The sequence below is a fragment of the Sphingobacterium nematocida genome (genome assembly GCF_900168125.1).
In the GTDB taxonomy this organism is placed as follows: domain Bacteria; phylum Bacteroidota; class Bacteroidia; order Sphingobacteriales; family Sphingobacteriaceae; genus Sphingobacterium; species Sphingobacterium nematocida.
On the sequence record NZ_FUZF01000035.1, the window covers coordinates 10,448 to 10,716 of the forward strand.

The 269-nt window shown below is 40.5% G+C and carries 1 protein-coding gene; it reads left to right on the forward strand.

Translation table 11 applies throughout. The annotated features are described in order from the left end of the window. The coding region (locus B5X76_RS21460) for a hypothetical protein (protein ID WP_217699705.1) at window positions 1-269 on the forward strand (269 nt) is incomplete at both ends.

The following is a 269-nucleotide window of genomic DNA, read 5'->3' on the forward strand; positions in this document are numbered from 1 at the left end:
TCTTCGTTATGATGCAGAGAGCAGTGCCTTGCAGTATACGAATTCTAAAGGCTTGACGGAGACTATCGGTTTGTCCGCGCTGGTAAAGAGTAATGAAACGGTGACTGTATTCGATTACGATAAGTCTTCGAATCAGCTGAGTTATACGGATGAAAAAGGTCAGCCACATGTCTTTGATCTAGGAACGGGCTCTCTTGAATATAAAAAGGAGAGCAATTCATTGTTCTATATAGATGCTAAGGGTGTTTCTAAAGAATTGGCTTTGAATA